At 72.0% G+C, this 25,749-nt stretch carries 23 protein-coding genes; 13 read left to right on the top strand and 10 right to left on the bottom strand.

What is annotated here, in order from left to right:
- Nucleotides 1–1,044: metal-dependent hydrolase family protein (locus AB0J52_RS03300; RefSeq protein ID WP_500179928.1), on the top strand; the 1,044-nt coding region annotated here is incomplete at its 5' end.
- A 47-nt stretch (nt 1,045–1,091) separates the two neighbouring features.
- Here AB0J52_RS03300 and AB0J52_RS03295 read toward each other — a convergent pair.
- Nucleotides 1,092–1,595, bottom strand: a complete 504-nt coding sequence (locus tag AB0J52_RS03295) for a helix-turn-helix transcriptional regulator (protein WP_500179927.1) — start codon at nt 1,593–1,595, stop codon at nt 1,092–1,094.
- Between the two features lie 17 nt (nt 1,596–1,612).
- Nucleotides 1,613–2,386, bottom strand: a complete 774-nt coding sequence (locus AB0J52_RS03290; RefSeq protein ID WP_500179926.1) for a HisA/HisF-related TIM barrel protein — start codon at nt 2,384–2,386, stop codon at nt 1,613–1,615.
- 376 nt (nt 2,387–2,762) lie between these two features.
- On the opposite strand from AB0J52_RS03290, the gene AB0J52_RS03285 reads away from it, so the two are divergent.
- The 4 genes from AB0J52_RS03285 to AB0J52_RS03270 all read left to right on the top strand — a co-directional run bounded on the left by AB0J52_RS03285 (nt 2,763) and on the right by AB0J52_RS03270 (nt 6,153).
- Nucleotides 2,763–3,542: an AfsR/SARP family transcriptional regulator gene (locus AB0J52_RS03285; protein WP_500179924.1), complete on the top strand. Its 780-nt coding sequence runs from the start codon at nt 2,763–2,765 to the stop codon at nt 3,540–3,542.
- A gap of 195 nt (nt 3,543–3,737) precedes the next feature.
- Nucleotides 3,738–4,484 carry a hypothetical protein gene (locus tag AB0J52_RS03280; RefSeq protein WP_500179923.1) on the top strand — a complete coding sequence of 249 codons (747 nt, stop codon included), beginning with the start codon at nt 3,738–3,740 and terminating at the stop codon, nt 4,482–4,484.
- Complete coding sequence (locus AB0J52_RS03275) at nt 4,481–5,140, top strand: hypothetical protein (RefSeq protein ID WP_500179922.1); 660 nt, start codon at nt 4,481–4,483, stop codon at nt 5,138–5,140. Before AB0J52_RS03280 ends, AB0J52_RS03275 begins: the two co-directional genes overlap by 4 nt.
- A complete protein-coding gene (locus AB0J52_RS03270; RefSeq protein ID WP_500179921.1) occupies nt 5,137–6,153 on the top strand; it encodes a zinc-dependent alcohol dehydrogenase family protein in 1,017 nt (338 codons plus the stop codon). Before AB0J52_RS03275 ends, AB0J52_RS03270 begins: the two co-directional genes overlap by 4 nt.
- Before the next feature lie 19 nt (nt 6,154–6,172).
- On the opposite strand, the gene AB0J52_RS03265 is transcribed toward AB0J52_RS03270, so the two are convergent.
- Together AB0J52_RS03265 and AB0J52_RS03260 are read right to left on the bottom strand one after the other, a co-directional pair.
- Nucleotides 6,173–9,247 (bottom strand): non-ribosomal peptide synthetase, encoded by a 3,075-nt coding sequence (locus tag AB0J52_RS03265; RefSeq protein ID WP_500179920.1) that lies wholly within the window; start codon nt 9,245–9,247, stop codon nt 6,173–6,175.
- A gap of 56 nt (nt 9,248–9,303) precedes the next feature.
- Nucleotides 9,304–9,981, bottom strand: coding sequence for a hypothetical protein (locus AB0J52_RS03260; protein ID WP_500179919.1), 678 nt, complete (start codon nt 9,979–9,981; stop codon nt 9,304–9,306).
- 383 nt (nt 9,982–10,364) lie between these two features.
- Between AB0J52_RS03260 and AB0J52_RS03255 the strand changes: the two genes are divergently transcribed.
- The 3 genes from AB0J52_RS03255 to AB0J52_RS03245 all read left to right on the top strand — a co-directional run bounded on the left by AB0J52_RS03255 (nt 10,365) and on the right by AB0J52_RS03245 (nt 14,878).
- Nucleotides 10,365–11,561 carry a metal-dependent hydrolase family protein gene (locus AB0J52_RS03255; protein WP_500179918.1) on the top strand — a complete coding sequence of 399 codons (1,197 nt, stop codon included), beginning with the start codon at nt 10,365–10,367 and terminating at the stop codon, nt 11,559–11,561.
- Nucleotides 11,562–11,619: 58 nt separating this feature from the next.
- The gene (locus tag AB0J52_RS03250) at nt 11,620–13,341 is read left to right on the top strand and encodes a flavin monoamine oxidase family protein (RefSeq protein ID WP_500179917.1); all 1,722 of its coding nucleotides are present in this window, start codon (nt 11,620–11,622) and stop codon (nt 13,339–13,341) included.
- Between the two features lie 286 nt (nt 13,342–13,627).
- Nucleotides 13,628–14,878, top strand: coding sequence for an FAD-dependent oxidoreductase (locus AB0J52_RS03245; RefSeq protein ID WP_500179930.1), 1,251 nt, complete (start codon nt 13,628–13,630; stop codon nt 14,876–14,878).
- A 78-nt stretch (nt 14,879–14,956) separates the two neighbouring features.
- On the opposite strand, the gene AB0J52_RS03240 is transcribed toward AB0J52_RS03245, so the two are convergent.
- The gene (locus AB0J52_RS03240) at nt 14,957–15,211 is read right to left on the bottom strand and encodes a cinnamycin family lantibiotic (RefSeq protein WP_500179929.1); all 255 of its coding nucleotides are present in this window, start codon (nt 15,209–15,211) and stop codon (nt 14,957–14,959) included.
- A gap of 339 nt (nt 15,212–15,550) precedes the next feature.
- Here AB0J52_RS03240 and AB0J52_RS03235 point away from each other — a divergent pair, with 339 nt between their 5' ends.
- Nucleotides 15,551–16,396, top strand: coding sequence for a DUF1206 domain-containing protein (locus AB0J52_RS03235; RefSeq protein WP_500179916.1), 846 nt, complete (start codon nt 15,551–15,553; stop codon nt 16,394–16,396).
- A 207-nt stretch (nt 16,397–16,603) separates the two neighbouring features.
- On the opposite strand, the gene AB0J52_RS03230 is transcribed toward AB0J52_RS03235, so the two are convergent.
- Together AB0J52_RS03230 and cynR are read right to left on the bottom strand one after the other, a co-directional pair.
- Nucleotides 16,604–18,325, bottom strand: coding sequence for a hypothetical protein (locus AB0J52_RS03230; protein WP_500179915.1), 1,722 nt, complete (start codon nt 18,323–18,325; stop codon nt 16,604–16,606).
- Nucleotides 18,326–18,335: 10 nt separating this feature from the next.
- Nucleotides 18,336–19,472, bottom strand: a complete 1,137-nt coding sequence (cynR, locus tag AB0J52_RS03225) for a transcriptional regulator CynR (RefSeq protein WP_500179914.1) — start codon at nt 19,470–19,472, stop codon at nt 18,336–18,338.
- A 126-nt stretch (nt 19,473–19,598) separates the two neighbouring features.
- Here cynR and AB0J52_RS03220 point away from each other — a divergent pair, with 126 nt between their 5' ends.
- The 3 genes from AB0J52_RS03220 (at nt 19,599) to AB0J52_RS03210 (ending at nt 21,304) form a co-directional block, all read left to right on the top strand.
- Entirely contained in the window at nt 19,599–20,186 is a 588-nt protein-coding gene (locus AB0J52_RS03220; protein ID WP_500179913.1) for a carbonic anhydrase, read from the top strand.
- 40 nt (nt 20,187–20,226) lie between these two features.
- Complete coding sequence (gene cynS / locus AB0J52_RS03215) at nt 20,227–20,697, top strand: cyanase (RefSeq protein WP_500179912.1); 471 nt, start codon at nt 20,227–20,229, stop codon at nt 20,695–20,697.
- 109 nt (nt 20,698–20,806) lie between these two features.
- A complete protein-coding gene (locus AB0J52_RS03210) occupies nt 20,807–21,304 on the top strand; it encodes a nucleoside deaminase (RefSeq protein ID WP_500179911.1) in 498 nt (165 codons plus the stop codon).
- A gap of 273 nt (nt 21,305–21,577) precedes the next feature.
- Here AB0J52_RS03210 and AB0J52_RS03205 read toward each other — a convergent pair whose 3' ends face one another.
- On the bottom strand, nt 21,578–22,168 hold the full coding sequence (locus AB0J52_RS03205; RefSeq protein WP_500179910.1) for a TetR family transcriptional regulator: 591 nt from the start codon (nt 22,166–22,168) through the stop codon (nt 21,578–21,580).
- A gap of 227 nt (nt 22,169–22,395) precedes the next feature.
- Between AB0J52_RS03205 and AB0J52_RS03200 the strand changes: the two genes are divergently transcribed.
- Nucleotides 22,396–23,307 carry an SDR family oxidoreductase gene (locus AB0J52_RS03200; protein WP_500179909.1) on the top strand — a complete coding sequence of 304 codons (912 nt, stop codon included), beginning with the start codon at nt 22,396–22,398 and terminating at the stop codon, nt 23,305–23,307.
- A 195-nt stretch (nt 23,308–23,502) separates the two neighbouring features.
- Here AB0J52_RS03200 and AB0J52_RS03195 read toward each other — a convergent pair whose 3' ends face one another.
- Together AB0J52_RS03195 and AB0J52_RS03190 are read right to left on the bottom strand one after the other, a co-directional pair.
- Nucleotides 23,503–23,697 (bottom strand): hypothetical protein, encoded by a 195-nt coding sequence (locus tag AB0J52_RS03195; RefSeq protein WP_500179908.1) that lies wholly within the window; start codon nt 23,695–23,697, stop codon nt 23,503–23,505.
- Nucleotides 23,698–23,730: 33 nt separating this feature from the next.
- Nucleotides 23,731–25,749: GAF domain-containing SpoIIE family protein phosphatase (locus AB0J52_RS03190; RefSeq protein ID WP_500179907.1), on the bottom strand; the 2,019-nt coding region annotated here is incomplete at its 5' end.

Here is a 25,749-nt window from a genome sequence, read left to right as displayed (position 1 = left end):
CTCGGGGACGCGGTGCTGCTGCCCGGTCTCATCGACTGCCACGTGCACCTGGCGAAGGCGCAGTCGGCCGCGCACGAGGCGCTGGCGGCGGTGCCCGTCCTGCGGACGCTGCTCGACCACGGCTTCACCACCGTCCGCGACCTCGGCGCCCAGAGCCCGGGCCATGCCATGGTGGCGGTGCGGGACGCGGTGGCGGCCGGGCACCTCCAAGGGCCCCGGCTGTTCGTCGCCCCGCGCATCATCTCCTCCCGCGGCGGCCACGGCGACGGCACCTCCCCCGGCTTCGCCTGCGAGAGCGGCGCGCTCGCCGACGGCGTCGAGGAGATCGAGCGGACCGTGCGGACGCAGGCCCGTGACGGCGCCGACTGGATCAAGTTCGCCGCCACCGGCGGAATGATCAACAGGCTCGACCGCCCCGACCACGTCGGATACAGCGAGCGCGAGATGGCCGCGCTCGTCCGCGCGGCCCGCGACCGCGGCCTGCCCACCGCCGCGCACGCCTTCACCGACGAGGGCGTGCGCCGCGCCCTGCACGCGGGGGTGACCACGATCGAACACGCCCAGCTGTGCTCCGACGACGTCCTCGGTCTGATCGCGAAGAGCGGCCGGCCGCTCGTGCCCACCTTCTACGTGGGCCACCTGCACCTGGAGCGCCTCGACGACGACGCCTTCTGGGAAGGGAAACCACCCGGCGCCCGGGAGCTGGTCGCCGGCAACGCCGACGCGCTGCGCGCGGGCCTGCGCCGCATCGGCCGCAGCGACCTCACGCTGGCGTTCGGCACCGACGCCGGGATGTTCGACCACGCCGACAACTGGCGGGAGTTCCCCACCATGGCGCGCTGGGGCGTCACCCCGGCGCGGGCGTTGCGGGCGGCCACCTCGGTCGCCGCCGACCTGCTGGGCCGCGCCGACCTCGGGCGGGTCCGCGAGGGAGCCGTCGCCGACCTGGTCGCCGTCCCCGGCGATCCCCTCGCCGACATGGAGGTGCTCGGCGAGGTCGGCTTCGTGATGAAGCAGGGCCGGGTCCACCGCCTCCCCGGATGAGCCACGCCGCGCCGCCGGGCCGGTGACGGCCCACCGGCGGTGCGCCGTCACGGGCGCAGGAGGCCGTTCCGCACGGCCACGAGCGCGGCCTCGGTCCGGCTGTGCACGCCGAGCTTGCCGAAGATGGCATGGACGTGGTTCCGGACCGTCCTGTCGGAGATGTCCAGATGGCGGGCGATGCCGCGGTTGGTGATCCCCGCACCCAGGAGCACCAGGACCTGGTGCTCGCGGCCGGTCAGCCGCTGCGCGGAGGCGATCCCCCACGCCGCGGCGGCCGCCGGCACGCCGGCGGCGTCCTCCTCCGGGACGCAGCTCGCGACGATCCCGGCCTGCGCGGCCTCCAGCGACCGGATGAGGTCGGCCTGCCGGAGCAGCGTCTCCCGGGCGTCCGCGATCGCCGCGCCGATCCGGGCCACCGCCTGCTCGTGCCGCCCGCAGCATGATCTTTCGGTCGCGGGGCCGTGCGGCCGTGCCCGGGCATCCGGCTCAAGAGCCCGGACGCCGGGTGCGGCGGGACGCCGCCGGGCGGCCGCCGCGCTCCCGTCCTCCATGATCGGCTCCCGTCGGCTCAGGATCCCGAGTGGCCGGCCTGGACGTAGGAGTTGGCCTCGGCCACGGTGTGGCTGCCGTCGTGGAGCATCTTCTGGGTGAGGACGTAGGCCGCGCCGCCCGCCAGGCCCTCGCGGAGGTGCTCCAGGGTGCCGCAGCCCCCTGACGCGATCACCGGTACGTGGACGGCCGCCGCCATCGCGCTCACCAGGTCCAGGTCGTATCCGGCGCCGGTCCCCTCCCGGTCGAGGCTGTTGGGCAGGATGTGGCCGGCCCCGAGGTCGGTGAGCATCTGCGCCCAGGTGACGGCGTCCAGCGGGGTCTCCTGCTCGTCCCCCTGGATGACGACGTTCCACCGGCCGTCCCCCGAGCCCTGCACGTTCATGACGCCGAGGACGCGCTCGGTCCCGAACCGCTGGGCGGCCGTGTGCAGCGTCGAGGGCCGTTCGACCGAGGTCGTGCTGAGGCCCACCGCGTCGGCCCCGAGTTCGAAGAGCGACTCGAGCTCCTTGTCCGACGGCACGATGCCGTTGGCCACCGTGACCCACAGGGAGAGCCCGGTGTCGCGGGCCTGCCGGATGACCGACAGGCTCGCGGCGCTGTCGGCCCACGCGTCCTGAACGTCGAGGAAGACGCGGGTGGCGCCCTGCGCGCGGTAGCTGCGGATGATCCCGAGCGGGTCGCCGGGGTCGTCGAGCCCGGCGATGCCGGCGGGCTGCACGGCGCGCCCGCCGGCGATGTCGATCGTCGGGATGACCGGGGAGTGCGGGGAGGGGGAGGAAGAGTGCGACATGGCCGTCTCCTGTCGTGTGCCGGCGTCCGGGGCCGCGCCTGGCGATGCCCGGCAGCAGGGCCTCCGCGCGGTGCGCACCATGAGTCTGCCCCTCGTCCTGACACCCGGCTGACAGCTCTCTGACAATCAACTGACGCAGTTCGCTGAATCCTTTTCGGCGACAGGGAAAACGCACGCCGAGTTCGGGCGGATCTTCGAAAAATAGATTCAACTCCCCCTCCGGTCGTCGTTCCGCAGTGATCAAGACATGTCGTTGACATGGGCATATCAATTTCATAGGATTGTCTGGACCGTCGGCGGATCGCAGCGACGGCGGTCGCCGTCGGCATTCACCTGGACCAGAAGACTCGCGTTCACCGAAAAGAAACGCGCGGCAATGAATATAAGGCTGCTGGGCCCGCTGGATATCCGCTGCAAGAATTCGATCCTGGAGATCAACGGGCCGAAGCGGCGGAGCATCTTGGCCGCGCTGGTCATCCGCGCCAACGCGGTGGTCTCCCTCGCGGACCTGGTGCTGGAGGTATGGCGGGACGATCCCCCGCCGGGAGCGGAGAACGCGCTTCAGGCCCACATCTCCCGCATACGCGCGAGCCTCGCCGCATGGCAGGCGCACACCCAGGCGCCCGTGTCCCTGCGAACGCGCTACCCCGGCTACCTCCTGGAGGTGCCGCAGCGCTCGGTGGACCTCTGGCAGTTCCGCCAGCGCTACACCCAGGCGAACGCGCTCAAGACCACCCGCCCCGAAGAGGCGGTCGCCCTGTACCGCTCGGCGCTGGCGCTCTGGCGCGGCCCCGCTCTCCAGGACGTGCCCTCCGGCCCGATCAGGGACGCCGAGGTGCACCGGCTGGACCGGGAGCGCCTCATGGTGCTCACCGGCCTGGTCGAGCTCGCGCTCGCCCTCGGGCGGCATCTGGAGATCATTCCCAGGCTGGAGCAGCTGGTGCTCGACCATCCGCTGGAGGAGCGCCTGTGCGCGCAGCTCATGGTCGCCCTGGCACGGGCCGGGCGCGCCGGGGACGCCCTGCAGGCGTACCACCGCCTCCGGCTGTCGCTGGCCCAGGAAGCCGGGTTGTCCCCGTCGCCCGACCTCCAGCGCCGCATGCGCTCGATCCTGGACTCCTCCTCCCAGGGCGACGAATCCACGAAGGCGGTCTGACACCCGCGGTCCCGCCGGAGAGCGTGGACCGCTTCCTGCGGGACGGCTTCCTGCGGCACGGCCTTCGACACCGGTGCGGCCTTCGGCGCGGGTGCGGAAATGGAGCCTTTGTCCCAGGACCTAAGTACCAGCTACCGATATCTCAGGTGGGGTAGAGCCAGGGCGATGAGCGTTGTCGCCCGAATGGAGTGAGCCGTGCACCGATCGGACGCCGAGCGTCTTCCAGCGGTGGAACCGGCTGCGGTACTGGCTCGGGAACTGGCTGCGGAACTGGCGCGCCTGCGAGCCGCTTCCCCAGAGGAGAACCCTCTGCTGGAGATGGCGCGTGGCGGGCACGTCACGGTCGCCCACCTGCGCAACGTCGTGCTGATCGAGGACATGTACCACGGCGCCGAACTGGCCGCCTACGGCTGCCTGCTGGCGCGGTTCCCGCAGGGGCCGGTGAGCGGGTTCCTCATCGAGGTGGCCCGGGTCGTGCAGGAGGCCAGGTCCCGGCTGGCCGACGTGGCCCGCAGCATCGGCGCGCGGACCGGCACCGGACCCGGGGCCGGGGCCGGGGCCGGGGCCGTCGCTCCGACCGCGATGCGGCGCGACATCACCGCGCACGGCTTCTGCTCGTACGTGTCCTGGCTCGGGCTGAACGCCAGCCGCGCCGCTGCGGGGCTGGCTCTGTACTCTGACCCCGAAGGCGTCTACTACGGCGGCTCCGCGGCCCTGGTCGACGCTCTGCGCCGCAACGGCCCCGAGCCGACCGACGAGTTCGCCGAGTACTACACCGGCGTCCCGTCGCAACGGCAGAACGACCAAGCGCTGCAGGTCGTGCGGACCGGTCTGGAGGAAGGCGACGACCCCGCCGCCGCCCTGGACGCCGGCCGGCTCTGCGACCAGTACATGGCGCTGCTGTGGAAGGCCGCCGCCCACTCCTACGAAGGCGAAGCATGATGCACCACTCCCCCTACCACCCCACCGCCCGGACGCTGCTCGACGACATCTCCGGAGCCGAGGGCCGGCCTCCGGTCCGCAACGACTTCCTGGCCCGGCTCCGCGAGGACCGGGTGACGGAGGAGGACCTGCGCCGCTTGATCCATGTCGAGTCGCATGCCAGCGCGGCGGAGATCAGCGCGTACGCCCTGATGGGGCTCCGCCATCCCGACGAGCTCTTCCAGGCCCTGGGCGAGATGGCCCATCAGGCCCGTCCCAAGGTCATCGAGTGCGCCCGGGCCATGGGGATGGACGACGAGCACCTGGCGCAGGTGCCGGCCGGCGCGGAGGCGCTCGCCTATCCCGCCTTCCTGAGCTGGGTCGCCCTCCGCGCCGACCGCGCCGCGATCGGCGCGGCGGTCCATGTCGACCTGGACCGCTACTACGCCGACAGCTCGCGGGTCGCCGAGGCCCTCCGTGCGACCAGCCTCCGCGTCCCCGGCGAGCTGGTGGACTACTACTCCCCCTCCGGTCTTCCCGGCGACCTGTGCGACGCCGCCCTCGCCTTCCTGCAGAAAGGGCTGGACGCCGGTGACGACCCGGTGCGGGCGCAGCGTGTCGGCAGGCTGATGGAAGAGAACTTGAGCCGGTTCTGGCGATCGGCGCTGTCGGAATGAGCGCGCCCGGCGGCCCCCCGGCCGCGCCCGCCACCGGCGGCCTCATGCGGGCGATCAGGTTCGACCGGCCCGGCTCCCCCGCCGACGTCCTGTCCCTGCGCGAGGTCCCCGTCCCGGTCCCGCCGCCCGGGCACGTCCGGGTCCGGGTCACCGCGCGGCCCGTCAACCCCTCCGACCTGCTCTTCGTCGAGGGGCGGTACGGGCGCCGCCCGGAGCCGCCCTCCGGCGTCGGCTTCGAGGGGGCCGGCGTGGTGGACGAGTGCGGGCCGGACGTCGCCCTGGCGCCCGGGACGCGGGTGGCCGTGGACGCGCCGGGCACCTGGCAGGACTACGTCGTGGTCCCCCGCACGGACCTGGTTCCATTGCCGGACGACGTCGGCGACGAGGCCGGGTGCCGGTTGACGGTCAACCCCGCCACGGCGGTCCTGCTTGTCCGGGAACTGGCGCTGGAGCCCGGGCAGTGGCTGGTCCAGACCGGCGGCGCGTCCGCGGTGGCGCGCATGGTGACGCGCCTGATGAGAGCGCGCGGCGTGCGTTGCGTCAGTGTCGTCCGCGACGCCGGCAGGCGGGAGGACCTCGCCGCGCTCGGCGCCGAGGTCGTCGCCGGGTCACCCGGACACGTCGCGGAGCGGGTCCGGCGGCTCACCGGGGGGCGCGGAGCCGCGGCCGTCCTCGACTCCGTCGGAGGGGCGGCCGGCAGCGGCGCGGTGCGCTGCCTGGCCGACGGCGGGCGGCTCCTGGTCTACGGGATGATGTCCGGCGAACCCCTGACCGTCGACCCGGACGACCTGGTGTTCCGCTCCATAGACGTCCGCGGCTTCTGGCTGCCCGAGCGCCTGGGCCGCCTCGGCGAGCGGGCCCGCGCCGACCTCACCGCGACGGTGCTGGACGGGGTGCGGTCGGGCGAGCTCGCCGCCCCGGTGGAGGCGCGGTACGGGCTGGCCGACTTCGCCTCGGCCCTCCGGCACGCCGCCCGGCGGGGCCGCACCGGGACGGTCCTCCTGGTCGGATGAGACCAGCCCGTCCTGCGGATCACACCGGCGGCCGCCCGGGCGGTGCGAGGAAGCCGGTCTCGGCGAACGAGCGCAGGTACAGGTCGACCAGGCCGGCGTCCACCGGAGGGCAGTGGTACCCGGCTCCGTCGGTGGCGCGGACGAAGTTCGCCCGTTCCAGCTCCGGCATGTTGCCGGAGAAGTACGACTCGGTGACCGACAGGCCGGTCCGGGGCGACCGCTCGGTGAAGAGGGGGAGGTAGGCGGCGAGCGGGCTGGCGGGATCCCGCGCGGCGCGGCGGGCCATCTCCGCCACCCACGCGTCGTAGGGCATCTCGCGCATCTCGTACCCGAGGGCGGCGGCGCGCTCGGCCAGCAGCGACAACGGCGCCGGCTCGGGGTTGACGACGTGGTACACCCGGCCCTCCGGCGGCTCGCCGAACAGCAGGTGCGCCAGCACCTCGGCGGTGTAGTCGACGGGGGTGAAGTTCAGCGGCATCGGCGCGTCCGGCGCCAGGCCGGTCTCGACGACCGCCTTGATGAGGGCGCTCATCAGCGTGCCGGTGTTCTGCAGGCCGCGGTCGCGGGTTCCGGTGATCTCGTGCGGCCGGTAGACGCTGACCGGCAGGCCGCGGTCGGCCGCCGCGCGCAGGAGGGTCTCGGCGACCCACTTGGTCTCGGCGTAGCCCTGCGCCAGCAGGTCGGGGTCGCCCAACGGCGCGTCCTCGGCGGCGCTCTCCACGCCCTGCGCGCCGAGCCCGGCCAGCACGGCGACCGAGGAGATGTAGTGGAACTCCTTCGGGGGGTGCTCGGCGGCCAGGGCGAGCAGCTCGCGGACGCTGCCGACGTTGACGGCGGCCAGCCGTCCGTAGGGGTAGAGGAAGTTGACGTGCGCCCCGTTGTGCACGATCCTGCCGACGGCGGCGGCCAGGTCGCGCCGCTCCGGGGCGGCGATGCCGAGGCCGGGTTCGGCGAGGTCCGCCGGCACCGCGCGCACCCGTCCGGCCACACCCGAGGTGGACAGGCCGTAGCGGCGCAGCGCCGTGCTGACCCGCCGCAGGCCTTCCTCGGCGCTCGCGGCCCGCACGGGCAGGACGATCTCCGCGTCGGCGGTGTCGAGCAGCCGGCGGAGCAGGAACACGCCGAGGAAGCCGGTCGCGCCGGTGAGCAGGATGCCGTCCGGGCGGTGCGGTGCGGACGGCGCCGCCGCGCGGAACCGCAGGCCCCCGTCCAGCTCGGCCTCCCGCCGGAAGTCGACCGCGGACTCCTGCGGGCCGGTGTTCCCCTGCCGCGCCTCGTCGAGGCGGGCCGCGTACTCGTGCAGGACCGGGTTGTCCAGCAGGAGCCGCACCAGCGCCCGCCCGGGCACCTGGTGCAGTTCCAGCTGCTCCCGCAGGGTGCTGACGGCGCGCACCAGCTGGAGCGACTGGCCGCCGAGGTCGAAGAAGTCGTCGGTGCGCCGGACCTCGCCGATGTCGAGAAGGTCCGCCCAGACGCGGGCGACGACCTGTTCGGTGCCGCCGCGCGGGGGGTCGTCCGGACCCGCGCCGGCGGACTCCGCCGCCAGCTCCTTGACGGCCTCGGGGTCGACCTTGCCCGTGCGTCCGAGCGGCAGCCGTTCGACCACGCTGATCCGCGCGGGCACCATGAAGCCGGGCAGGCGGCCCCGGAGGTGGTCGCGCAGCCTGCGCGCGAAGGCGCGGCGGCCCTTCCCCTCCCGCGGCTCGGCGGACGCGGCCCACAGTCCCAGGGACTTGTCCCCGGAGTCCGGGGCGTCGACGGTCACCTTCGCGTCCTGCACATCGGGGTGGGCGATCGCGGCCGCCTCGATCTCGCCGGGCTCGACGCGGTAGCCGCGGATCTGCACCTGCCGGTCCATGCGCCCGAGGAACTCCAGCACGCCGTCGCGGCGCCACAGGGCCCGGTCGCCGGTCCGGTACATCCGCGCGTCCGGGCGGTCCGAGAACGGATCGGGCAGGAACCGCTCAGCGGTGCGTTCGGGGTCCCCGACGTAGCCGAGCGCCACGCCGTCACCGCCGACGTACAGCTCGCCGTCCTGCTCCGGCGCGCAGGGAGAGCGGTCCGGATCGAGCACGTAGCAGGTCGAGTTGCCGATCGGCCGTCCGATCGGCACGCTCTGCGCGTCGTCCGGGAGCCCGGTCACGTGGTGGACGCTGGAGAAGGTCGCGTTCTCGGTGGGGCCGTACCCGCTCATCAGCCGCCCCGGCGGGCCCGCGCGCCGGACGGCCCGGACGCAGTCGGGGTTGACCACGTCGCCGCCCACGATGAGGTGGCGCAGCGGCCGGAACATGGCCGGCTCGGCGAAGCCCAGCTGGTGGAACAGGCCCGAGGTGAGCCACATGATCCCGGCGCGGTGCCGCTCGATCTCCGCGGCCAGGTCCGGCGGGGACAGCAGCGCCTCCGGTTCGGGCAGCACCAGGTGCGCGCCGTGCAGGTGCGCGCCGAAGATCTCGAAGCAGGAGACGTCGAAGGACGGGCTGGTGGTCGCCAGGAACACATCGTCCGGGCCGATGGTGATGTAGCCGGAGTTGACGACGAGCCGGACCGGCCCCCGGTGCGGCACCGCCACGGCCTTGGGACGCCCGGTCGAGCCGGAGGTGAAGAGCACGTACGCCGGATCGGTGGCGGCCCCGGTGAGGGCCGGCGGCTCGGACGCCGGCGGCAGCGGCTCCTCCGCGACCAGGACCCGCGGGGCGTTCAGCCTCTTCCGCCACCGGTCCCGGGTGACCAGGCACGGGGCGTCCAGGCGGTCGAGCACGTCCTGAAGGCGGGCGTCGGGCTGGTCGGGCTCCAGCGGAACGTACGCGCCGCCGGCCTTCAGGACGCCCCAGATGCCGACGATCGCCTCCGGCGACCGCTCCAGCAGAAGCGGCACCCGGGCGCCGGTGTCCACCCCGTGGTCATCGCGGAGGACCCGTGCGAGGGCGTCGGCGCGGGCGGAGAGCTCCCGATAGGTCAGGGTGACACCGCCGCCCGTCACGGCCGGCGCGTCGGGCGTCCGCCGCACCTGTGCCTTGAAGAGCTCCGGCAGCAGCGCGTCCCGCGGATACGGGCGCGCGGTGTCGTTCCAGGCTCGCACATGGTCGTGGGACATCTTCGCCCTTCGCGGTAGTGATCGTCTTGACCGAGGCCCTCTGGGGGGAAACGCGGCTAGTCCAGGGCCGCCGCCGCCTGCCAGAACCGGCCGATGTTCTCTTCGAGCAGGCGCGCGCGCGACAGCGCCGTGGCCGCGTCCTCACCCTGGTCGAGGCCGTACTGGACCACGTCCAGGGCCTGCTGCTCCAGCTCGTCGGACTGCCCGCCCTCGTAGTAGTCGAAGAACTCCTGCGGAGCCTTGGTCCCCTTGTCGCGCAGCAGCTCGACCAGCGAGGCGCAGTCGGGGAAGTACACGGTCATGTCGCAGTGCAGGGCGAGGGCGTTGTCGGCCTGCCCGCCGTGCAGCGCCAGCCAGGAGATGCAGCCGCTGAAGGCGTACGCCGCCGGCCCCGGCGGCCATGTGCCGATCCGTTCCGCGGGGATGTCCAGCGCCGCCGCGCACTCCCGCAGCTTGGCGTGCGCGTCGTAGACCAGCCGTCCGACCGCCAGGTAGAGCCCTGCCGTGGGGCTGTGCGGGTAACGGGCCATGACCGTCCCATAGGCCGCCAGCTCCGCGCGGTGGCACTGCAGCTCGACGCCCACCAGCCTTCGCAGGTGCTCCAGTTCGATGCGGTCGTCGCGCGCCAGCTCCAGGACGGGATTGGCGATGGGGCTCTCCTCGCGGAGGCGGCGCAGTTCGTCCGCCAGTGTCCGCGCCTGGGTGCCGGACCGCTCCGATGATGCCGTCGTCATGATGTTCCTCTGCTTTCCGCGCTTGTCCGATCCGTGTTCCTCCCCAGAGGTTTGACGTTTCGCTGACGCCGGGCTGACATCGGGCCACCCGAAAGAGATTTCTGCGACGGGCCCGAGAGAAAGGTGCGGCCGTTCTTACCGGAGAGCAGCGTGAGAACCAAGAAAGGCGCTGAGCAGACCGCGGCATAGCGCCGTCATTTGCCTCCGGAGCGCCGTCACCCGCTTCCGTGGGCCAGAAACCGCCGGGGCGTATTGACAGCACGCCGACCCGGTTGTCCCATGAGAGCACGGCCTTCGCGATGCGACCGCCCCGCTTCCCATTTCTCGTTCACCGACGGATTCCGCTGATCCCTTTTCCGCGAGGACGGCGGAACGGAAAGGGAATGATGGCCTCCGAGGTGGTGGTCTCCGCCGACCGGGCGTGGGACGGAACCTCCGCGGAGGCCCGGGGCCCCACCGCGGTGCTCGTCCGGGACGGCCGTGTGGTGGAGGTGACCGGCCGCCGCGGGAGGCACCGCGGCGCGGAGGCCCTCGACCTCGGCGACGTCACCCTGCTGCCCGGGCTCATCGACTGCCACGTCCACCTGGTGACCCAGACCGAAGGGCCGGCCGCCGCCGTGCTGCGGGCGCTGCCCCGGCTGCACGCGCTGCTGGACAACGGCTTCACCACGGTCCGGGACCTGGGCTGCCCGGTCGAGGCCCCCGTCACCATCGAACTGCGCCGGGCGGTCGAGCGAGGGGTGGTGCGCGGCCCGCGGATCAGCGTGGCCCCGCGCATCATCTCCGCGAGCGGCGGGCACGGCGACCACACCCCGCCCGGAACCGCGCACCGGCTCGAGAACGGCGCGATCGCCGACGGAACCGCGCAGATCCTGCGGACGGTGCGCCAGCAGGCGCGCGCGGGCGCCGACTGGATCAAGTTCGCCCTCAGCGGCGGATTCACCTCCGCCCTGGACGGGCCGGAGGAACTCGGCTACCTGCCCGAGGAGGCAGCCGCCCTGGTGGCCGCCGCACGCGACCGCGGACTGCCGACCGCCTGCCACGTGCTCTCCGACGCCGGGGTGCGCCGGGCGGCGGCGGCGGGTGTGTCGACGATCGAGCACGGCACGCTGGCCGAGGAGGGGACGCTGGCGATGCTCGCCGAACGGCGGATACCTGTGGTGCCGACCCAGTACGTGCTCTCCTACTACCTGGACCGGCTCGACGACGACTCCTTCTGGGCCGAGGACGCCGCCCAGGCGAAGTTCCGCGCCTACGCGCCCGCGCTCCGCCGGGGGCTGCGGCGGATCGCCCGCAGCGGCGTGGAGATCGCTTTCGGCACCGACGCCGGGATGTTCGACCACGCCGACAACTGGCGCGAGTTCCCGGTCCTGGTGGAGTCGGGGCTGAGCCCGCTGCGGTCGCTGCGCGCGGCGACCTCGGCGGCCGCCCGCGTCCTCGGCCGCGACGACCTCGGGCGCCTCGCCCCCGGCTGCCGCGCCGACCTGGTCGCCGTCGCCGGCGACCCCTTCCACGACATCGACCGTATGGGCGACGTGCGCTTCGTCATGAAGGACGGAACCGTCCACCTCCGCCGTTGACCGGCGGACGGGCGCCTCGCCGTGACGGGCCGCGCGGAGCCCACGCAGAGGAGACCGCATGATCCCCGACCAGGTACGGGCGCCGGGCGCGGGGCGGCGCTCGGGCGCCGGACTCCAGCCGGACTTCCCTTTCGACTACGCCCGCTACGCCTCCTTCGACGCTCCGCTGGCCTCTCTGCCGGAGGAGGCTCTCGGCCGGGTCCGGGTGGCGGTGATCGGGGCCGGGGCGGCCGGGCTATGCGCCGCGTTCGAACTGCTGCGCATGGGGGTCGTCCCCGTCCTCTACGAGGCCGAGCACGACCCCGACGGTCCTGGCGGGCGCCGCCTCGGCGGCCGGATGCACAGCCGCCGGCTCGGTCCCGGCGACACCCGGGCCGAACTCGGCTGCATGCGCTTCCCCGACACCGGACTCCTTCTCGCCCAGTACGTCGACCGGTTCTCCCTCGAACGGTGCGTGTTCCCCGAGGCGTTCGCGGACGACGTGGCCCACACGACGGTCGACGTCGACGGCCGCCGCATCGCGGTGTCCTCGCCGGAGGAACTGTTCGCCCGCGAGCCCGCCTTCCGCCGGATCCACGACCTGTGGCGGGAGGCACTCGACCGGGTCGGGCTGACCCGGCTCCAGCAGGACCTGGCCGACCGCGACCTGAAGGCCGTCAAAAGCCGCTGGAACCACCTCCTGGAGAAGTACGAGACCTGGAGCTTCCAGCGGTTCCTCACCGACCCGGCGACCGCCGCCATGGACCCCGCCCAAGCGCGCCTGTTCGGCACGGCGGGGTTCGGCACCGGCGGCTGGGACGCCTTCTTCGACATCTCGGCGGTCGAGATGTTCCGGCTCGTGCTGACCACCGGGGAGGCGACCAGCTACTACCTGAGCGACGGCTCCGCCGCCCTGGCCGAACGCTGGTGGACGACCCGGGCGGAACGCCCGCACGACCCCCCGGCCAGCCTGGAGGAGCTGCACGGGGGCACGCCCCGAGGGCGCGCGCGGGCGCTGCGGACCACCCGGGACGGCCGGGTCGCCGTCACCGACGACGAGGGCACGGTCACCTACCCCGCCGCCGTCCTCACGCCCCAGCCCGCCGTCATCGAGACCGGCATCGACATCCCGCGGACGGGCCCGGGCGCCCCGTTCGGCCGCCGGCTGCGGTCGGCGCTGCGCGCCGGGGTGCCCTGGCCCTCAGCAAAGATCGTTTCAGTGAGCGAGCCGTTCTGGCGGGGCACCGGCATGGACGGCGTCACCCTGACCGACACGACGCCGCGCTGCGTCTACACGCTCCCTCCCCCAGGCGGCGACGGGCCCGGCGTACTCGGCCTCGGGTACACCTGGGGGCGCGACGCGACCAAACTCGCCGCCTCGTCCCTGGACGAACGCCTCGACCTGCACCTGCGGGAACTGACGCGCATCTTCCCCGAACTGGCCGACCGCATCCGCGACCACGTCACCGCCGGCAACACCTTCACCGTCTCGTGGGAGAACGAGCCGAACTTCCGCGGGATCTGCCGGTTCGTCCGTCCCGGCGAGTACGCCATGCAACGCGATCTCGCCGCGCACTTCACCAAGTCCGTCCCCGGCGAACCGGCCGACAACCTGTTCCTCGCCGGAGACGCCGTCTCCTTCTCGGCCGGCTGGCTGGACCACGCTCTGACCTCGGCCCTCAACGCCGTGTGGGGCGTCGCCCATGCCCTCGGCGGCGACGACTTCCCCGGCAACCCCGGTCCGGGGAGGCTCTGGCACCACCCGGACTACGCCCCGTGGACGCCTGACGACGCTCACTGAGGGGATCAAGGCAGGCCACCAGATCAGCAGGGTGCCCATGAGGGCCGACCCCGTCCCGTCCTGAACGTCAGGCATCCGTCAGCACGACGTCATCCAGAAGTCAGCGCGGTGGATAGAGGAGAGAAGGGAGCCGGCCACCGGCACGCCGGACCATGAGATCACAGTGCGGTGCGCCGACGCGGGTCCCCCTGGCAGGGGCGCGGAGCAACTCCCCCGCCGGACGCTAGATGAGCACGTGCCTTTCCCACAACAAGGCGAAATCCAGTGCCCCCTCAGGAGGAAGGCCATGCGCGTTGGAATAGCCGGAGCAGGAATCGCCGGACTCGCGGTCGCCTGGCTCCTGGGAGAAGAAGCCGAGACCGTGATCCTGGAGAGCCGGGACGAGATAGGCGGCAACGCGCGTTCCGTGCCGGTGCGGCTGAACGGACGGCAGGTGTCGATCGAACTCGGCGCCCAGGACATCTCCGCCGAAGGCTTTCCCCTGCACCGCCGGCTGCTCGCCCTTCTGGACTACCGCGACGAGGACATCCGACCCATTCCCGCCTCGCTCTCCGTGCGGCGGTTCGGTACTGCGACACCACTGCTGGTCACGCCCGCCGACGGCCGCAGTCGGTATCCCATGCGGACGGTCGAGGGGAAGGCGTGGGAAGTGCTCGGCCTCTTCCTGAAGCGCGCCGTCGACTGGTACGAGCGGGACGTCGACTGGTGCGTCCCGTTCCAAGAACTGGTCGATCCGCTGCCGGTTCCGGAAAAGCTGAAGACCGATCTGCTGTACGCCCGCCCCGCCTCGCTGTTCTGCTGCGGGATCGAGCAGGTCAAGGAGATCTCCGCACGCGCGGCGATCCACTTCTACGTGGCCGGCGGGGGCGAGGCCCAATGGCAGCAGCTCGTCCCCGGCCTGGAAGGGCTCGCCTGGGCGCTGGCGGCGGGAGCGCCGAGGGCGAAGGTCAAGACCGGCACCGCGCTGGAGGAGATACGCCGTCACGACGACGGGTTCGAACTGCTCGACGCGGCCGGGGAACGGCACCTGGTCGACCGGCTGGTCCTGGCGGTGCCGCCGCCGTCAGCGCTGCGCCTGCTCGCCCCCTTGGCCGGCGCCGACGAACTGCACTCATGCCTGAGTCGGTTCCGGACGACCCCAGCCCCCTACGCGCTGCACCTCGACCCCCTCTATATGCCGGACGACCGGGCGCACTGGGCGACCAGCAACCTGGTGGTGGACGGCGACCGCTGCGAAAGCTGCGACTGGCTGGAACCAGTGCACGGAATCCCGGTCTTCAAAAGCCAGATCATCCAGCGGGACCGCCTTCCCGAGCGCATGCTGTGCCGTGCCGACTTCGAGCATCTGCTCGTCACCCCCGACATGATCCAGGCACGCCGCCGCCTGGAAGCGGCGCAGGGAATCGGCGGCCTCTACTTCGCGGGCAACCACACCAACGGCGTGGCAAGCCAGGAGTCCGCCCTGGTATCGGCCATGGATGTCGTTCGGCGCATCACACCGCGCGGCCCGCGCCTCCAGAGTCTGCACGCCGCTTAGCACCAGAATCCCGGACCTGCGGGTCGTGAACACGGTCCAGCGCCCCCGCCCAGCCGACGTGCGGAGCGGTTTCCGCTGCTACTTGGTCATGCCGTCGCAGACCATCGTGTAGAGGCCCTCGCTGCAGGTGGTCCAGCAGGCGTAGACGTCGATGGCCGCCAAGCCCGTGGTCCAGTAGGCCAGGGCTTCGGTGTCGGGTTGCTCGACGGACCCGGGGACCACCGCTACATCGAGTACACCGAAGTCCGCAGGCCGTTCCAGCAGCCGGTCTCGGACCTCGGCGTCGGCGGCGGCGTGCCGCAGCATCGACTCCTGAGCGTCAGGGGTGCGCATGAGGGTGTCCCTTTCCTCGATGAACTCCTTCTCCTCAAGGCTCACCTCCAGAACCGCCGTACGCTGTCGGCCGGCGGGCGCGGCCACCCTTCCCTGGCCAGGCCGGAGCCAGACCAGGCGGGACCCGCCGCCAGACCTGTCGCCCGCCGCGTGTACCGATCACCCCGGCCGGGCTCGCCGGCCTTCTTCACGAGGCGCCTCCCGCTCCTTGCCACGGGAGGGACTCTGCTTTCGCCGCACCGCGCCGGTCAAGGACAAGGTGATGAACGTCCGTTCAGGCTGAGGGTTTGGCGGGACACAGATAGGGGACGCACCGCTGCGCAGAAGAAAGGTGGCGGTATGGCGTCCAATGCGGCGACGGAACAGGTGCGGCAGAAGGGGCGGAGAGCCGCGGGCCACTCATGGTTCCATCACCTCGCCCGGATCGGGCTGGCGGGTCGCGGAGTCATCTACGTGCTGATCGGTGTGCTCGCCGTGCAGGTCGCCTTCGGTTCCGGAGGCGGCGAGGCCGATCAGAAGGGCGCCCTGGCGACCGTGATGGGAACACCCGGCGGCAAGGTGCTGGTCTGGGTGATCGTGGTGGGGTTCGCCGGCCTGGCCCTGTGGCAGTACGCCGAGGCGCTGTACGGGCAGCCGGTCCCCAACGGCCACAAGCCGCGCAAGCGGCTGGCCTCGCTCGGCCGGGCCGTCTTCTACACGGCCACGCTCGTCGGCACCTTGGGCTTCGCGCTGGGCAACAAGGGCAAGTCGTCCGATCAGCAGTCCCAGTCCTTCACCGCCAAGGCGATGGGCCAGCCGGGCGGACGCTGGCTGGTGCTGGCCTTCGGCATCGCGGTCGCGGCCTTCAGCGTGGTGATGCTCTTCAAGGCGGTCATGCGCAAGTTCCTGAAGGAACTCAAAACCGAGCAGATGAACCGCCGCATGCGCCAGATCGCCACGATCGTGGGCGTGACCGGACACGTCGCGCGCGGCCTGGTGTTCGGGGGGATCAGCGCCTTCCTGATCTATGCCGCCGTCACTTTCGACCCGGGCAAGGCCAAGGGGCTGGACGGCACGCTGCGCCAGTTCGCCGGCACGCCCGCCGGCCCGTGGCTGCTGGTCGCGGTGGCGGCGGGCCTGACGGTCTTCGGGGTGTACTCCTTCATCGAGGCCCGCTGGCGCAAGGTCGAGGCCGTCAACACCTGACGTGCCACTGATGCCGACCCCTCCCTCGTCCCCGAGCCGATGTCGGGTCGCTCCCGGCCCGAACGGCTTCCCTCCGTCCGGGTCGGGACGACAGCCGTCACCCACCTGAGCTAACGACGGGGCGGGGAGACGCCTCACGCCTCACCCCAACGAACATGGCAATGACCCTTTGATCCAGGTCGTGGATCAAAGGGCCATTCAGGTTGGTCAGGGGTTGAGGGTGATGGTTCGGGTGAGGGTGCTGCCGGCCCAGGAGGCGGTGACGGTCACCGGGGTTGGGGCGGTGACCGGTCCGGTCGTCGTGCCGGTGAACGTCACGTACTCGTAGCCCTTCAGGACGGTCACGGTGGCGGGGAGAACCAGGTGGGGATCGCTACTGGTCAGCGTGACGACCGAGTCCTCGCTCACGTCCGCGACCGGCCGCACCTCGCCGGTGAAACCCTGGCCCGCGGTCACCTGGCCGGGGACGGTGAAGGACGCCAGACCGTTGGGGCCGACTCGGAACAGTTGCCGGACGGTGTCCCCGTCGAGCGAGGCGGTCACCCATACCCGCTTTCCCGTCGCGAGCGTGCCCACCTTCAGGACGAAGGGGGCGGAGGTCCTCCCGGCGGGGACGACGACCCGGTCCGGCACCGTCACGTTCGGGTCCTCACTTGTCAGGGTGACGATCGAGTCGTGGTCGACGGGATCGGTCAGCGACACGGTCTCCGTGACCGACGTTCCGTTGGGCAGTTGCTCGCGGGTGCCTGAGAGCGCGTCGAGGTTGCCGGCCCTCCGCACATGCAGAATGTTCTGGCTGGTCATGTGCGGAATCGAGGCTGTGATCACGAACTGGCGCGGGGCGGCCTGGGCGGCCGCGATCGCCTGGAATGTCCCCGAGACGGCTCCGGCGGGAATGGGCACGGACGTGGTGCTGAGCGTGACCTCGCGGTCATCGCTTCCGACCGAGACGACGATGCCGCCCGCGGGCGCCGCCCGGGAGAGGACGACCGTGCCGGTCAGCGGGTGGCCCGGCCGCACGTAGTCGCGGTCGGTGGTCAGGGTGAAGGCCATCCGGGGCTGCAACGTCAAGCTGACCGGGCCCAGCTTCCGCCCGTCGGAGATGGACGCGGAAATGCCCGCGAGCACGTTGGACGCCTTCGCGTTCCGGGCCGTGCCGCCGAGCGGCCTCACCACGTTCGTGCCGATGACGAAGTCGGCTGACGTGCGATTCGCCGCGATCGTGATCTGGGACGGCACCTGGGCCATGGCGGGATTGCTGCTGACCAGGTGGACCGGCAGCCCGGTGCTGGGCGCGGGGCGGGTCAACGTGACGGTCCCGGTGGCGTTGTCGCCGCCTTCCACCGGGTTGGGCGCGACGGTGAGGGTCGAAAGCCGCGCCGGCGCCGGGGGCTTCACGGCGGGCAGGACGCGCAGTGTGGTCCGCGCGCGCAGGCGACCTGAGCCGACCTGAAGCCAGTGGGCCTCCGCCTTGCGCACCTGATGGGTGGTGACCTTGAAGGTGGCCCAGTGAGCGCGGCGGGGCATCCGGATCGAGTGCGGTGTGGCCGGCCCGGCCGCCGACACCTTCAGTGCCAGGCCATGGGCACCGGCCGCGCACTTCAGGTGGACCTTCGCCGTGGCTTTCGTCCCGCCGACCACCGGGTTCGGCGAGACCACAACACCCACCGCCTGGCGGCAGGCCGAGGCGTCGGCGCTTCCCGCCGGACCCACCACCGCTGAAGCCGCCCCCATCAGGGAAGCGGTGAGCACCAACAACACCCGTCGCACATGTCCTCCAAGATCGGTCAGCGAGGCATCGCACCACAGGCCGCGCACCGCCGTCGCCGTCCCTGCCTCGCTGACCATTTGTGGACGGGCGTCTTTCATGACGACGTGTGATCGGAATCGGCGAGTCGCGCCTGGCGTGTCTCGCCCCAGGGGCAGCAACCTGGCGCGCTCAATACGGTCGAGGAGCCGGCCAATGAGCAGGGCGACGACGAGACGTCCACGCAGTCGCAGCCGTACCGGCCGTCCCGGTCACCGCCGCGTGCAGCGGCAGTCGTAGCCGCCGTTCGCGCCGCACTCTCGCACCCGCCGCCAACGCTGCCGCCTGCGTCGTCTGCCTCGTCGGTGAAGAAGGTGGGTGGCGTACGTCGTCGAGCGGCCGAGGTGGGTCAGGCGGCCGGTCAGGGGGCGGGGTGTAACCGCGGCTGTGGACGAAATCGTGGGTGAGGTGGGTGAAGGCGCGGGCGGCGGCGCTCTGGTAGGCGTTCTCGCGATGCAGCAGGGTGACGGTCCGGGTGGGCATGGACGGGTCGAGCGGGACGGGGACGAGGTGGGGATGGTCGTGGGTGATGGCGTCGGGCAGAACGGTCGCCAGGCGGGTGCACTGGACGATCTCGGTGATGGCCTGGATGGAGCCGGCCTCGACCGTGATGCGCGGAGTGGCCCGGTGGCGGGCGAAGTAGGCGTCGATATGGCCGCGGGTGGCGAAGTCGCCGCTGAGTAGGGCGAGCTGCTCGTCCCTGACGGCGTGGACCGGGAGCGGGCTGGGCGTTGTCCGCGCGCGCGAAGCGCTGATGACGAGGCTGAGCGTCTCGGTGAACAGGGCGGTGGCCGCGATGCCGGGCAGGTGCGGGCCGGCGAAGGCGATGCCGAGGTCGAGGTCATCGGCGAGCAGGGCCGTTTCCAGCTGGTCCTGGGGCATCTCGGTCAGGGTGAGGCCGATGCCGGGATGGCGGGTGCGGAGTTCGGCGGTGAGCGGGCCGACGAGGTAGGCGGTGAACGTGGGAGTGACTCCCAGCCGCAGGTGGCCGCGGGAGAGGTCCTGGACGTCGTGGACGGCGCGTTCGGCCGCGGCCAGGTCGCGCAGGGCGCGCCGGGCATGGTCGGCGTAGACGGCTCCGGCGTCGGTCAGCCGTACCGTGCGGCCGGTGCGGTCCAGCAGCAGCACGCCCACCGTCCGTTCCAACTGCTTGATCTGCTGGGAGAGCGTGGGCTGGGAGATGTGCAGCTCCTTGGCGGCCCGGGTGAAGTTGCCGTGGTCGGCGACGGCCAGCAGGTAGCGGAGGTGGCGCAGTTCGAGGACGGGCATGAACCCAACTATAGACGACAGCAATAGAGTTCATTGCCAATAACTCTTTGACTCTATAGTCGCAGGTCATGCATGGTGGATTTATCAGCCCGAAAGGGAACCGAATCTCCCCCGAAGGGGGTGACCATGCACGACCTCACCGAGGGCGTCGCCCGTTTCCAGCGCGACGTCTTCCCCGCCAGGGCGGAGCTCTTCGCTCGCCTGGCCGCGCATCACTCGCCGAGCACCCTGTTCATCGGCTGCTCCGACGCCCGGGTGGTGCCCGAGCTGATCACCGGCGCCGAGCCCGGCGACCTGTTCGTCATCCGCACCGCCGGCAACCTGGTGCCCGCCTACCGCCCCGGGGCCGACGGGGTCGCGGCGAGCATCGAGTACGCCGTCGCCGCCCTGGGCGTGAAGGACGTCATCGTCTGCGGCCACTCCGCGTGCGGCGCGATGACCGCCCTCGCCGAGGGCCACGACCTCAGCGCCGCTCCGTCGGTCGCCTCCTGGCTCCGGCTCGCGGACGCCTCGGTGGCCCGGACCGCCGCCGGGGATGGCGTCCCGGCTCTGGTGCGGCAGAACGTGCTCGCGCAGCTGGCGAACCTCGCCACCCATCCCTCGGTCGCCAAGGCCCTGGCGGACGAGCAGATCACCCTGCACGGCTGGGTCTTCGACATCCCCACCGGCCGAGTCGAGGACCTCACCGGCACCAGTGCCGTACTCGCCGCCTGACCGGCCCGACAACCCCACTTCAGACAAGGACGTACCGACCATGCTGCACGCCCAGTTCGAGCAGACCGCTCGCGAGGCCCTGGCCGCCAAGGCCGTGGCGGCCAAGACCGCCAAGAACCTGTCCTGGAAGCAGATCGCGGAGGCATCGGGTCTCTCGGTGGCCTTCACCACCGCCGCCGTGCTCGGGCAGCACCCGCTGCCGGAGGAGTCCGCGAAGGCCGTGGCCGAGCTGCTCGGTCTGGACGAGGACGCGGTGACGCTGCTGCAGACCGTCCCGGTTCGCGGCTCGATGCCGAACCGGATCCCGACCGACCCCACCATGTACCGCTTCTACGAGATGCTCCAGGTGTACGGCACGACCCTCAAGGCCCTGGTCCACGAGGAGTTCGGCGACGGCATCATCTCCGCGATCAACTTCCGGCTCGACGTGAAGAAGGTCGCCGACCCCGAGGGCGGCGAGCGCGCCGTCATCACCCTGGACGGCAAGTACCTGCCGACCAAGCCCTTCTGACGGCCCCCTCACGCCGTCGCACTCGGACGGCGACGAGGCGGAACGCCGGAACCGGCGTCCGGCGTTCCGCCTCCTTCCCCCGTTCCGCTTCCACTCTCGGAGGACTTTCATGGACTTCGTCCAGCGCACCATCGACATCGCCCGCCAGAACGTCGCCGAGGGCGGCCGCCCGTTCGCGACCGTCATCGTCCGGAACGGCGAGATCCTCGCCGAGAGCCCGAACAAGGTCGCCCAGACCAACGACCCGACCGCGCACGCGGAGATCCTCGCGATCCGCGAGGCCTGCACGAAGCTGGGCACCGAGCACCTGACCGGCGCGACCATCTACGTCCTCGCCCATCCCTGCCCGATGTGCCTGGGCTCGCTGTACTACTGCTCGCCGGACGAGGTCGTCTTCCTCACCACCCGCGAGGCGTACGAGCCGCACTACGTCGACGACCGCAAGTACTTCGAGCTGGACACCTTCTACGACGAGTTCGCCAAGCCCTGGCAGCAGCGCCGGCTGCCGATGCGCCACGAGGAGCGCGAGGCCGCCGTCGAGGTGTACCGGCTCTGGCAGGAGCACAACGGCGGCGAGCGCCGCGTCGCCGGCGCCCCCGTCGCCTGAGCCTCCGGCCCGTCCGTCCAATCGCTCCGAACTCACCGCCACCGGAACCGGCCCGCTGGAGGCGCGTGCCACGGCGGCTGGAGCGGCCACCCATCGCTTGGACGACGTCAGTGCCGACCTGCACCGCAAGCTCACCGGGGAACTCACCGAAAGCCACTGATCCCGGGGCCCGCTGCGGGTCCTGGACCGACAGGCCGGGGCCCGCAGATGCGGCGGCCCTGAGCGAGCCTGCGGTCGTGTGGCTGTGGTGGACCAGGGGCGGGGAGGTCCCGGTCAGCTTCTCGGCCGCGCTCGCTTCGGTGGGACGGGCGCGGAGAGGGTCCGCAGGAGGTCGAAGGCTTGGAGGAGATGCGCGTCCAGGCTCTGCGCCGGGTCGTCGATCCACGCTTGGGCCGCGTGGTGGAAGGCGGCCCAGCCTGTGTGGGCGGCCAGGTCGGCCACCTGGCCGGGGACATCCCGCTGACGTAGTGCCTGCGCCACGGCTTCGGTGAGATAGGCGCCTTTGGCCAGGTCGCGTTCGCGCAGTGCCGGCGTCCTGGCGATGAGCTCCAGTCGCGGTCCGGAGAAGGGCCGGTTCTCCTCCAGCACTCGTCCGGCCTTCCTGAATGCGAGCAGCAGGACATCGAGCGGCTGCAGACCGTCGGGAGCGGCGGCGACCTCCTCGACCAGTGCGGCGCGCAGGTCCGCTTCGCCCCAGAACAGGACCTCCCGCTTGTCGGGGAAGTGGCGGAAGAACGTGCGCTCGGTGACTCCCGCCCGAGCGGCGATCTCGGCCGTGGTGGTCTGGTCGAAACCGCGTTCGCTGTACAGCTCCAGCGCAGCCTGCTGCAGTCGGCGACGCGCGTCTGCTCCGCTTCTCGGCACCCCTGAAGGCTACCGCACATGTCAGCGACTGGCGCTACTTGACGTCAGTGACTGGCGCTAAGTAACGTCAGCGACTGACGCTACCTCGGCGTCGGCCCCGGCACCCGGCGCGTGAGAAGGGAAGAACTCGACGTGCCGGCCGACGCGGCCGCCGTCTTGACGCCCGATGCGTCCCCCGCCCGCACTGGACCGTTCGGTCGGTGCCCAACAGGCAGAAGGACCGATTCATGCGCATCTTCGTTACTGGCGGATCCGGTCAGACCGGCCCCGCCGTCGTCGCCGAACTCCTCGCGGCCGGTCACGAGGTGACCGGCCTGGCACGCTCGGACGCCTCGGCCGCCCGGCTGGAGTCGCTGGGCGCCGCGGTCCACCGCGGCTCGCTGGACGACCTCGACAGCCTGCACAGCGGCGCCGAAGCCGCGGACGGCGTCGTCCACATGGCCTTCGGCGGCGACTTCGCCGACCCGGACGACATGATGAGGCGCGACACCAACGCCATCAAGACTCTCGGCCTGCCGCTGGAAGGTTCGGGCAAGCCGCTGGTCATCACCTCGGGGACGCTGGTGCTGCCCTCCGGCCGGGAGGCCACCGAGCAGGACGAGCCCGACCCGGCCGGACTCGCCCCCTTCCGCATCGCGGGCGAACGGGCCTGCCTGGACTTCGCCGCCAGGGGGGTGCGCGCGAGCGTGGTCCGTCCCGCTCCCACGATCCACGGCCCGGACGACCACGGCTTCATCCCCATGCTCATCGCCACCGCACGGAAGACCGGCGTCTCGGCCTACGTCGGCGATGGCGGCAATCGGTGGCCCGCGGTCCACCGCCTCGACGCGGCGACCGTGTTCCGGCTGGCAGTGGAGAAGGCCCCGGCGGGCAGTGTGCTCCACGCGGTGGGCGAGAGCGCCGTCACGATGAAGAGCATCGCGGAGACGATCGCCCGGCGCCTGGACCTGCCCACGGTCTCGCTGACCCCGGACCAGGCCGCCGGGCACTACATCAGCCCGTTCATGGCCCTCGCCTACGCCTTCGACGGGCCCGTCTCCAGCGCCTACACCCAACAGCTGCTGGGCTGGTCGCCCACCCATCCGACGCTCCTCGACGACCTGGAGCACGGTGACTACCTGACCGCGCCGACCCTCTGACCACCGGGAGACGCTCCTCCCAACCCAGCATCAGACTCACGCGCGGCGATCGGCCGACGGTGAATGATCGGCCTCGTCCGGGAGGCGGAATCCGGGGTCTTCGGGAATGCGGGGCTCCCCCGGCGGCGGCGTTCGCGATCGGGCAGCGCCGAACATGCCGGCGCACAGGGCTCAGCCGAACCGTCGCCGTCGCCTCTAGCCGGGTGCGGGACGGTCGGCGAAGACACCGTGGAGCATGCCCGTGGCCTGACCGACCTCGATGAGGTAGCCGTCCGGGTCGCGCATCCCCAGAGCGAGGAACGCCTCGTTGGGCACCTCGGAGAAGGTGACGGTGGCGATCGGCTCGACGAGCTCGGACATGCGGTGGATCTCGGCCAGTGGGTGCCGCATCGGTCGCATCTCCCGTGGTCGTGGCAGCGCCGCTTAGAGGTGCCCGTCGCCCTCCGCCTGCGTCTGGGGCGGTCCGTCGAGGGTCGGGAGGTGGATGCCGACGATGCAGGTGTCGTCGTCGGTGTCGGCGTTGCTGTAGGTGAGCAGGTTGTCCAGGCGGGTCTCCAGGTCGCCGGCGGGCCTGCGCGCTGTGGTGAGCAGGTGGTCCAGGGAGTCCTGGATGGATCCGTCGCGGCGTTCGACCAGCCCGTCTGTGTACATCAGGAGGACGTCGCCTTCGGCCAGGGTGAGGGTGCCTTCCTCGTACTCGCCGTCGTCGAGGACGCCAAGCAGCATTCCCCGGACCATCGGCAGCATGGAGGTCTCGCCGTCGCGGATCATCACCGGGGCCAGGTGCCCGGCGCGGGCCCACCGCAGGATCCGGGTGGACGGGTCGTACAGGGCGCACAGCGCCGTCGCGGTCACGTGGTCGGTGAGGTGGCTGGCGACGAGGTTCAGCCAGCCGAGCAGTTGGGCCGGGCCGGCGCCGGTCGCCGCCAGGCCGCGCAGCGCGTTGCGGAGGACGACCATGCCGGTGGCCGCGTCGATGCCGTGTCCGGCGACGTCGCCCACGCCGAGCAGGATCTGCCCGGACGGCAGCACGATCGCCTCGTACCAGTCGCCGCCGACCAGGTGTTCGTGTTCGGCGGGACGGTACCGGACCGCCACCTGCAGGCCGCCGACGTTGATCGGGCCGCGGGTGGGGGGCATGATGGCGCGCTGGAGCTGCAGGGCGAGCCGGTTGCGTTCGGCGACCTGCTGCTCGGTGTGGGCGAGCTGGTCGCGGGTCGCGGCCAGGGCGACCTCGGTCCAGTGCTGGGCGGACACGTCCTGGTAGGCGCCGCGCACGGCGAGGAGATGACCGGCGTCGTCCAGGACCGGCTCGGCGACGACGCGCAGGTGCCGGACGACATCGTTCGAGTGCCGCAACCGGAACGCCGTCGAACTCGGCCGGTGGTGGCGCAGGACCGTGCGGAGGAACCGGCCGATCGCCGGCTCGTCGTCGGGGTGCGCGTGCGCGGGCAGGGCGGTCAGCGGCGACGGGGAGGACTCGGTGGACAGCCCGTACAGCTCGAAGAGCTGGCTGTTCCAGGTGATCTCCCCCGTGATGACGTTCTCCTCGAAGCCGCCGATCCGGCCGAGCCGCTGGGCGTGCTGCAGGAGGTTGGCCAGGCGGGCGGCCTCGTCCTCGATCCTGCAGACCAGCAGCACGGCGGCGCCGTGCCGGGTGATGTTGAGGTCGGCGACCACGGTGAGCGGGATCTGCCCGATCAGTGAGGTGAGGGTGACCCGTTCGGCGCGGAAGGGCTCGCCGGTGACGTGCACCCGTTCGATCTTCTCCAGCAGCCCGCCGCGGTCGGCCGCCAGCGGGTAGGACTCCAGCAGCAGCGTCCCGGCGACGACGCCGGCGGGGCGTCCGGCCATGTCCACGAAGCGGCTGTTGAGGTGGTGGATCCGGAAGTCGACCAGGGCGCCCTCGGCGTCGTGGTGCGGGAGCAGCACCATGACCGAGTCGTGGAGCCCGTCGGCGAGGTCGGTGAGTTCGGCCAGCTCGCGCGTGTGCCGGTGCTGGTCCGGGGCGCCCGGGGTCCAGGCCTGAAGGGTGTGGGACTCGAGGGTGTGGGCGCAGAGTTCGGCGAGTGCCTCCAGTTGGCGCTCGAGCCGGGCCGACTGCTCCGGCGGCGGGCCGGGCCAGCAGACCTCCAGCACCCCGATGATGCGGCCTCCGGTTCCGGCGGGGACGGCGACCCGGCCGTCCGCGGTGGAGGCCTGACGTCCGATCGACGGGAGGCCTTCCCGCTTCAGGGAGGTGAACCAGACCGGGCGGCGTTCCACCAGCGCCGCGCGCGCCGGGGTGGCGATGCCGGGCGGCACGTAACGCCACCGGGTCGTCTCCTTGGGGTCGAACCCGGCGGCTCCCGCCAGGGTGAGGGAGGCGTCCGCGCCCGCCGACCACACAGCCACGGCGACGGCGTTGAGCGGTTGCAGCGCGTGGGTGAGCAGCGCTTCGGC

This window comes from Spirillospora sp. NPDC049652, assembly GCF_040675125.1.
GTDB lineage: Bacteria > Actinomycetota > Actinomycetes > Streptosporangiales > Streptosporangiaceae > Spirillospora.
Note: the sequence above shows the minus strand (reverse complement) of the source record. Positions and strands in the feature narration are given on the sequence as shown.